The sequence below is a fragment of the Bacillus sp. AFS059628 genome (assembly GCF_002571225.1).
Lineage (GTDB): Bacteria > Bacillota > Bacilli > Bacillales > Bacillaceae_G > Bacillus_A.
This window is the reverse complement of sequence record NZ_NVEC01000147.1, coordinates 1-9341: the sequence shown is the minus strand read 5'-3', so window position 1 is coordinate 9341 and position 9341 is coordinate 1. Positions and strand designations below refer to the sequence as shown.

8 protein-coding genes are annotated in these 9341 nt (G+C 35.6%); 1 reads left to right on the top strand and 7 read right to left on the bottom strand.

Annotated features, from left to right (window positions below; genetic code table 11):
- Nucleotides 1-274 precede the first annotated feature (274 nt).
- From COL05_RS30525 to gabP, 7 genes are all read right to left on the bottom strand, one after another.
- The gene (locus COL05_RS30525) at nt 275-2131 is read right to left on the bottom strand and encodes a PTS fructose transporter subunit IIABC (RefSeq protein ID WP_098671328.1); all 1857 of its coding nucleotides are present in this window, start codon (nt 2129-2131) and stop codon (nt 275-277) included.
- Nucleotides 2132-2144: 13 nt separating this feature from the next.
- Nucleotides 2145-3056 (bottom strand): 1-phosphofructokinase, encoded by a 912-nt coding sequence (gene pfkB / locus COL05_RS30520; RefSeq protein ID WP_098671327.1) that lies wholly within the window; start codon nt 3054-3056, stop codon nt 2145-2147.
- Nucleotides 3053-3805: a DeoR/GlpR family DNA-binding transcription regulator gene (locus COL05_RS30515; RefSeq protein ID WP_000957277.1), complete on the bottom strand. Its 753-nt coding sequence runs from the start codon at nt 3803-3805 to the stop codon at nt 3053-3055. Before COL05_RS30515 ends, pfkB begins: the two co-directional genes overlap by 4 nt.
- Before the next feature lie 158 nt (nt 3806-3963).
- Nucleotides 3964-5127 (bottom strand): iron-containing alcohol dehydrogenase, encoded by a 1164-nt coding sequence (locus COL05_RS30510; protein ID WP_098671326.1) that lies wholly within the window; start codon nt 5125-5127, stop codon nt 3964-3966.
- Between the two features lie 116 nt (nt 5128-5243).
- The gene (locus tag COL05_RS30505) at nt 5244-5786 is read right to left on the bottom strand and encodes a DUF420 domain-containing protein (protein ID WP_000228314.1); all 543 of its coding nucleotides are present in this window, start codon (nt 5784-5786) and stop codon (nt 5244-5246) included.
- A gap of 317 nt (nt 5787-6103) precedes the next feature.
- Nucleotides 6104-6415 (bottom strand): hypothetical protein, encoded by a 312-nt coding sequence (locus tag COL05_RS30495; RefSeq protein WP_098671325.1) that lies wholly within the window; start codon nt 6413-6415, stop codon nt 6104-6106.
- A gap of 159 nt (nt 6416-6574) precedes the next feature.
- Nucleotides 6575-7969 (bottom strand): GABA permease, encoded by a 1395-nt coding sequence (gene gabP / locus COL05_RS30490; protein WP_098671324.1) that lies wholly within the window; start codon nt 7967-7969, stop codon nt 6575-6577.
- A 271-nt stretch (nt 7970-8240) separates the two neighbouring features.
- Between gabP and COL05_RS30480 the strand changes: the two genes are divergently transcribed.
- Nucleotides 8241-9323, top strand: a complete 1083-nt coding sequence (locus COL05_RS30480; RefSeq protein WP_098671323.1) for a chitinase — start codon at nt 8241-8243, stop codon at nt 9321-9323.
- Nucleotides 9324-9341 lie beyond the last annotated feature (18 nt).

Below are 9341 nucleotides of genomic sequence, written 5' to 3'. Positions count from 1 at the left end.
ATTACAAACCATTCGTAATATGCGATTAATGAGTTGTAACATAAATTTCCATATTAACGAATCCCATTTCCAATAGAATCTTCAATAGTTTTCATATATTTTCCACATACAAGCACCAGAATTTTTTTCCAGAAAAAATTACAGTGTTACTTTTTTGTTACAAAAAAATCATATTTCATTACATCTTTTACCAAAATTCATCATTCTCCAATTATTAACCTCTTTTTTTGTAATAAAAAGGAGGAGCTCATAAAAGCTACCCCCTTTACATATGTTATTTAATTTTCTTTTTCCAAATCCCCATCATAAGAGCTGAAACAACTGTCCCTACTAATATCGAGAAAATATATAGCACCGGTTTATTTACTAATGCGATAACAAACAACCCACCATGCGGTGCTGGTAATGTAATTTGGAATAACATAGATAATGCACCCGCAATACTTGAACCAACAACACAACTTACTATCACTCGAACCGGATCTGCCGCAGCAAATGGAATGGCACCTTCTGTAATAAACGATGCGCCCATAATATAATTTGTTAAACCAGATTTACGTTCTGCTTCAGTAAACTTTGATTTAAAGACAGTAGTTGCGAATGCAATCGCTAATGGCGGTACCATACCACCAGCCATAACAGCAGAGTGTACACCAAAGTTCTGCGCTTCTATTGCAGCAATACCAAAAGTAAATGCAGCTTTATTAATCGGGCCACCCATATCAATTGCCATCATGCCGCCTAAAATAAGACCTAGTAATATAGCATTTGTACCGTTCAAACCATTTAACCATCCTGTTAGCATTTCATTTAATGCTACTACTGGTGGGTTTACTACTTTTTGCATAACAACTCCTGTAATTAACAATCCAAAGACTGGATATAACAAAACAGGTTTAATTCCTTCTAACTGTACTGGTAATCCTGAAAATAATTTTTTCAATCCTACAACAACATATCCAGCTAAGAAACCAGCAATTAATCCACCTAAAAACCCCGCATTTGCTTGCGCTGCTAAAAATCCACCTACAACACCAGGCATAAAACCAGGTCGATCAGCAATAGAACTTGCAATAAATCCAGCTAAAATTGGTACAAGGAATAAAAACGCCCCCGTTTTCCCTCCTCCAATAGACATGAACAATTCAGCTAAAGGACCTTCCGCCTTTATACCACCAAACAAAAACGCTAATGCGATTAAAATCCCACCACCAACAACGAATGGAAGCATATTACTTACGCCGTTCATTAAATGCTTATAAATTCCTAATCCTTTTTCTTTTTCCGTACTTTCTGCCTTTCCATCTTCTTCTACACCTTTAAAGATTGGTGCATCTTGCTTTACAGCTCGATTCAGAAGTGTTTCCGTTTTTCTAATCCCATCAGCGACTGGTACTTGAATGACATGCTTCCCAGCAAAACGGTTCATTTCTACTTGTTTATCTGCTGCTACGATAATAGCTGTTGCTCGTTCAATGTCTTCTTTCGTTAAACCGTTTTTTATACCTGTTGATCCGTTCGTTTCAACTTTAATTACGATTCCTAGCTCTGCTGCTTTTGCTTTCAAGCTATCTGCAGCCATATACGTGTGAGCGATTCCAGTTGGACAAGCCGTAACTGCCAATACGTACGGTTCATTTCCTTCTGGTTTTGCAACTTCAACCTCTTCTTCTTTTTCATTTTCTTTTTCATCAAACAAACGAAGAAGTTCCTCTTTATCCTTTGCTTCTAATAATTGCTTACGGAATCCTTCATCCATTAATAATGTAGATAGACGCGATAACGTTTCTAAATGAGTATTATTCGCCCCTTCACTTGCAGCAATCATAAAAAATAAATGAGCTGGTTGCCCGTCAAGCGATTCATAATTGATACCGCTTACACTTCTACCAAAACAAATCGCTGGTTGCTTAACAGCTTTTGTTTTCGCATGAGGGATTGCAATTCCTTCCCCTATTCCAGTTGTACTTTGTGACTCCCGCTTTAAAATAGCTTCTTTAAATTCCACTTTACTATTTAAACGATTTGCGCCGTTTAATTTCTCAACTAATTCATCTATGACAGCTTCTTTATTTGAAGCTGTCAAATTCATAATAACTGTATCCCTTTTTAATAGTTCTGTAATTTTCATATGTTGCTTCCCCCTATCGCTTAGCTACGATTACTTGCGACAATAATTCTTCTACTTTTTCCTTTTCACATAAATCAGCTGAGAATGCTGTTGCACTCCCTGTTGCAACGCCATATTGAAATGCCTTTTCAATATCTTTTGTCTGTTCATATTTACCAACAAATCCTGCAACGAGAGAATCTCCTGCCCCAACCGAGTTAATTACAACACCTTTCGGAACAGTTGCTTCATATATACCTTCTGCTGTAAATAATAAAGCTCCATCTCCTGCCATTGACACGATCACATGCTCTACACCTTGTTCGATTAATTTTCTTCCATACGGTAAAATATCTTCTACTGTTGAAATCTCTACATCGAATAACCCACCAAGTTCATGATGATTAGGCTTTATTAAAAATGGCTTATTTTTAATTACATGCTGCAGTGCACTTCCGCTCGCATCGACTACTACGCGAATACCTTTTTCAGCTCCGAGCGCTGCAATTGATTCATAAAAGGTAGTTGGGATAGATGCAGGTACACTTCCAGCTAGCACAACGCAATCTCCCTGCTTCATACTTTCGATTTGTTTCATTAATTGTTCAAATTGCTCATTTGTCACATTAGGACCTTGCCCATTTAATTCTGTCTCTTCTTGCCCTTTTATTTTCACATTAATTCGGGAATCCCCGTCTACTTGGACGAAGTTTGTCGTTACACCTTCCGCCTGTAATACATCTTTAATAAATTGACCGGTGAATCCACCAGTAAATCCAAGTGCTACATTTTCCACACCTAAACGATGGAGAACGCGAGAAACATTAATCCCTTTTCCTCCAGGAAACTTCATATCTTTCTCAGCTCGATTTACTGTGCCTAAATCAAAGGAATTAACTTGTACTACATAATCAATAGATGGATTTAAAGTAACTGTATAGATCATTGTTTATCAGCCTCAATTACATTGGTTTGTCTTTTATATTTTTCTAAATCAATTTCTAAATGGTTTGTAATAATATTTGCCTCTTCCACATTGGCAATTTTCGCAAACGCAACTTCTGAAAACTTACTTTCATCAATTAAGAAATATCCTTCGTTCGCTAATGTTAATGCCATTTGTTTTAATAATGCCTCTTCTGGATCTGGAGTTGTAAAACCAAGCTGTTCATGTACACCATTTGCGCCTAAAAAACATTTATCAAAGCGATACTTTTGCATACTTTCCTGTGCCATAGCACCAATTAAAGCTTTCGTCCTACTTTTCATCATTCCGCCTAGTAAATATGCACGAATATTATTTTCAACTAAAGCTTCAATATGCATAAGTCCATTCGTAACGACAGTAACATCTTTATTTATTAAAAATGGAATCATTTCAAATGTCGTACTTCCTGCATCTAAATAAATGCAATCACCTTGTTCAACAATGCTAGCGGCATACTTCGCAATTTGTTGTTTTATTTGAATGTTTTTGGATGATTTTTCAACCATCGTCGGCTCCTGTCCTTTTCCTGTTAAAACAGCTGCACCACCGTGGACTCTTTTTAATAACCTTTGTTTTTCCAATTGCGCTAAATCACGACGAATTGTTGATTCAGAGCTTTCTGTTCTTTCTACTAATTGTTGTAATTTAACAACCTTCTGCTCTTTTACAAGTTGCAATATCATTTGATGACGTTCAGGAGTTAACATTTTATTCACCTCTTCTTTGATTACAGTATAATGAAAACGATCACAAAAATCAACCGTAAACATTCATAAATAATCAAAATCAGTCACTAACAGTTATAAACAACAAAAAAGAAACCCATTTGATTGTTATATCAAATGGGTTCCTTTACTCGCTTCACTTATAGGGAAGCTTTATATATGCTTAAAACATCGTCTTTATTTAATTTTTTAAAGTTACCAAATTCGCCATAAGCCATCGCTTTATCCGCCATTACATCAATTTCGTTTTCTCCAATAGCGTAATCAGCTAATGTTACCGGCGCTTCAATTGAAGTCCAAAACTGACGTAACGCCTCAATCCCTTCTAACGCAATCTCTCGATCAGTCTTTCCATCCGTTTCTACATCGAATACACGAATAGCAAACTGTTTAAAACGACTTACATTTTCATCTACAACATGCTTCATCCAGTTCGGGAATAAAATCGCCAAGCCACCCCCATGTGGTATATCATGAACCGCAGAAACTGCATGCTCAATATTATGAGTGGCCCAGTCTCCTTTAACTCCCATCGCTAAAATGCCGTTTAACGCCATAGTACCGCAATATAAAATGGTTTCTCTATGCTCATAATTTCCTAAATCATTTAAAAGCTTAGGAGCCGTTTCAATTACTGTTTTTAAAACAGATTCACAATAACGATCTTGTAGTTCTGTATTTGTTCCGTTGTGGAAATATTGCTCTAATACGTGTGACATAATATCTACCATACCGTAAATTGTTTGATCCTTCGGCACAGACGCAGTATGAACTGGATCTAAAATTGAAAACTGCGGGAAAGTAACTGGACTACCCCAGCCATATTTTTCATTCGTTTCCCAGTTTGTAATGACAGAACCAGCATTCATTTCAGATCCTGTTGCTGCAAGCGTAAGTACAGTACCAAATGGTAATGCCTCACTAGCAAAAGCTTTTTTCGTTACAATATCCCATACATCTCCATCGTACTTACTACCAGCAGCAATTGCCTTCGTACAGTCAATTACACTTCCTCCACCAACTGCTAAAATAAATTCAACACCATTATCTTTACAAATTTGAATTCCTTTCTTTACAGTTGATACACGTGGATTCGGTTCAACGCCTGTCAATTCAAATACTTCTGCATTTATATCTTTTAAAATAGAAATTACATTATCATAAATACCGTTTCTTTTAATACTGCCTCCCCCGTATACGAGAAGAACTTTTTTACCGAACTGTGGAATTTCAGTTTTCAACTGTTCTAATTGCCCTTTACCGAAAATAAGTTTCGTTGGATTACGAAATACAAAATTTTGCATATCCCTTTACCATCCCTTCTATATGAAAAGTAACTATACTTTTGTATACCATATTTTTTTCATTTCACAAAAATATTTGCCTAACAAAAAAATCCCAGCCTACAGGCTGAGATTTTTTATTGATAATAAGGTGAGATCATTAAGTAAACAATAACACCAGATAAACTTACATATAACCAAATCGGCATCGTCCAACGCACAATTTTACGATGACGTGTTAATTGATTTGTAAAACCAAATACAAGTGCAAACAATGCAAGCGGTACAATAATTGCTGCCAGGATAATATGTGTAATTAAAATGATGAAATACACATATTTAATGAATCCTTCTCCGCCAAAATGTGTTGCTGGCGCTAAGTAATGATACGATAAATAAGAAACACAAAATAGCAACGTCGTTGTAAATGCTGCCAGGATGAAACCACGGTGCATTTTCACATTCTTCTTAATAATAGAGTATAGAGCTGCTAATAAGAATACGAACGTAAAGCTATTAAAAATTGCATTTAACATTGGTAAAATTGTTACATCAAAATGTAATTCTCCTTCATAGCCAACAGGTCCAAAGAACAAAAATAAAATAATCGCATTTACAATTACAGAAAGCGTTATCACAATAGGAGCATAGCTTTTCTGATTTGTTGATTGATCCACCAAAATGGTCACTCCCTCTTCCTTCAAATATGTATACGTAACCTCACTATTTTAACATACTATTCACAGTGTAAATGTGACAATAGTTTGACACAGCAAGATAAGACAAAGAAAAAATCCTTCTTAATAAAACTTCTTAAGAAGGATTTTTTCGCTTTATTATTCAAATAGCAACGCGATTAGTTTTTGTTAAAAAACGTATCGCTATATGCTTGAAAAATTTCAGATACTTGATAACCCATTAATGAAATTGCTGTTAATGAAAAGAAACCAATCATAAGAAATCGAAACCACATATAAATCTCCTCCTTGTATTTAGCTTAAAAAACGTTCGCTATATTACAAGTTGAGTGGCACTCTTCATCGTCACTTTCCTTTTTCTTTACAATTGCTGTTATAAATCGAATCATAAAGAAAATAACAAAAGGAATTTGTTCGTATTTCACATTGGCATAGTTTAGCAACGGCTCGCGTTGCATATCGAACGGGGATGAGAAGGAATAGAACATACCTTGCTCTTCCATATATACGATTACAATTTTCATGCAAAATACGATTCCTAGAAACGAAACAATATCTTGCCATTCTGTCGTATATAACAGGTTATACAGCTCTAATACGTACTCTTCCATCATCATCCCCCTTCCTTTTTTACCATTTTGCTCGCCTTCGTATAAAAAGTCAAGAAAAAAGTTTATATTCACTATGACAATAGTAATTACTTGTTTCTATGATTATATATGATTCTTTTCTAGCAATGATTGGGTGTAACTCTCTTCTAAAACAAGAAATTAGAAGCGAACAGATTCCTCATTCTTACTTTTAGAATTCAACACTGTACTATTTTTCTTTCTATTAAAAATAAAATAAGAAATGATTATAAGAACAGTAACAAGCATCGTTAATAGTGCCTGCGAACGTAAAGATTCAATTGCAAGCATCGCAACTAAAACTGCTATAATAGCGGCAATTGTAACATACGTTGCATACGGGAAAAACCACATTTTCACTTTCAAATTTTGTTGTTCCATTTCCCCCATTTTTTTACGTATCTTGAAATGTGAAACTGCTATAACGAGATAAACGAGTAAAGCAATCCCGCCAGACGCATTCACTAAAAATAAAAATACTTTATCTGGAGATATATAACTAAAAACAACGCCAATGTAAGCAAAGAAAGTTCCGAATAAAACTGCCCGAACTGGAACACCACTACTGTTCAATTTCAAAAATGCCTTTGGAGCATCTCCTCTTTCTGCCATCGAAAAAAGCATTCTTGAATTTGTATATAAACCCGAATTTAAACAAGAAAGTACGGCTGTTAACACGATGAAATTCATAATTTGTGCTGCCGCTGGTATCCCTATATGTTCTAGTACCGCTACAAACGGACTTTTTAGTATGTTTGCTGAATTCCACGGAAGAAGTGTAACAACTACAGCGATTGATCCAATAAAAAATACGAGAATACGCCAAATTACACTATTTGTTGCTGTTTTTACTGCTTTTACAGGTTCAGCAGATTCTCCAGCAGCTACTGCAACAATCTCAGATCCCATAAATGAAAATATAACGACAGTGATTCCAAGTAGCACCGAACTGATACCGTTTGGCATAAATCCTCCTTGTCCTACTAAATTGGAAGTGCCAGGTGCTTCCGTTCCTGGTACAAATCCTAAAATAACAGCTAGTCCAAGACAAAGAAACAAAACAATACTTATTACTTTAATAAAAGAAAACCAATATTCAAACTCTCCAAATGATTTCACTGAAAAAACATTCGTCAATGTTAATAAAATCGTTAATATTAGGCTTAATAACCAAAGCGGGATTTCTGGAATCCAGTATTGAATAATACCAGCACCTGCTGTGGCTTCTATTGCAATAACAATTACCCAGAAAAACCAATATAGCCACCCAATTGTATACCCCGCCCATGGACCAATTGCTTCTCGTGCATATGTTGCAAATGAACCACTTGTCGGGTTAATAGCTGCCATTTCTCCTAGCATTCTCATAACGAAAATAACTAGAAGTCCTGCTAATGCATATGAAACGATAGAACCTGGCCCTGCTGAATGCACAACCGCACCACTTCCAACAAACAAACCAGCTCCTATTACGCCGCCAATTGAGATCATTGTAATGTGGCGTATTTTTAGATCTTTCTTAAGATTTTTATCCAACTCTTGTACATCCCCTTCCAAACGTAATTTTGAAATTTATGTAAGAGTATTTTGTGAAAAACCTTTTTCTATACTTTTAAATATATCAAAATATTCTGAATTTAACAATCGGAATTCGACTTCCTTCAAAAAATTATTTCATTAGGTTTAATAATTTCCCATACACAATTGTTGAGAAAATTATAGTCACCTTACAAAAGAACGAATTTTCAGATATTTTTAAAAAACAAGATTATACATCTAGACAACTTTTTTGTATAGGAGTGTTAATATGTTAAACAAGTTCAAATTCATTTGTTGTACGTTAGTAATTTTTTTACTGCTACCGCTAGCTCCCTTTCAAGCACAAGCAGCAAACAATTTAGGATCAAAATTACTCGTTGGCTACTGGCATAACTTTGATAACGGTACTGGCATAATTAAATTAAAAGACGTTTCACCAAAATGGGATGTAATCAATGTGTCCTTCGGTGAGACTAGTGGTGATCGTTCCACTGTTGAATTTGCCCCTGTGTACGGTACAGATGCAGAGTTCAAATCAGATATTTCTTATTTAAAAAGTAAAGGAAAGAAAGTAGTTCTTTCAATAGGTGGACAAAATGGGGTCGTTCTACTTCCTGACAATGCCGCTAAGCAACGTTTTATTAATTCTATACAATCTCTAATCGATAAATACGGTTTTGATGGAATAGATATTGACCTTGAATCAGGTATTTACTTAAACGGAAATGACACTAATTTCAAAAACCCAACGACTCCTCAAATCGTAAATCTTATTTCAGCTATTCGGACAATCTCAGATCATTATGGTCCAGATTTTCTATTAAGTATGGCTCCTGAAACAGCTTATGTTCAAGGCGGATATAGCGCATATGGAAGCATATGGGGTGCATATTTACCGATTATTTACGGAGTGAAAGACAAACTAACATACATTCACGTTCAACACTACAACGCTGGTAGCGGAATTGGAATGGATGGTAATAACTACAATCAAGGTACTGCAGACTACGAGGTCGCTATGGCAGATATGCTCTTACATGGTTTTCCTGTAGGTGGTAATGCAAATAACATTTTCCCAGCTCTTCGTTCGGATCAAGTCATGATTGGACTTCCTGCAGCACCAGCGGCCGCTCCAAGTGGCGGATATATTTCTCCAACTGAAATGAAAAAAGCTTTAGATTATATCATTAAAGGAATTCCTTTCGGAGGAAAGTATAAGCTTTCAAATCAGAGTGGCTACCCTGCATTCCGCGGCCTAATGTCTTGGTCTATTAATTGGGATGCAAAAAATAACTTTGAATTCTCTAATAACTATAGAACATATTTTGATGCGATTCCCTTGCAAAAATAATAAAAAACAACAATAGGT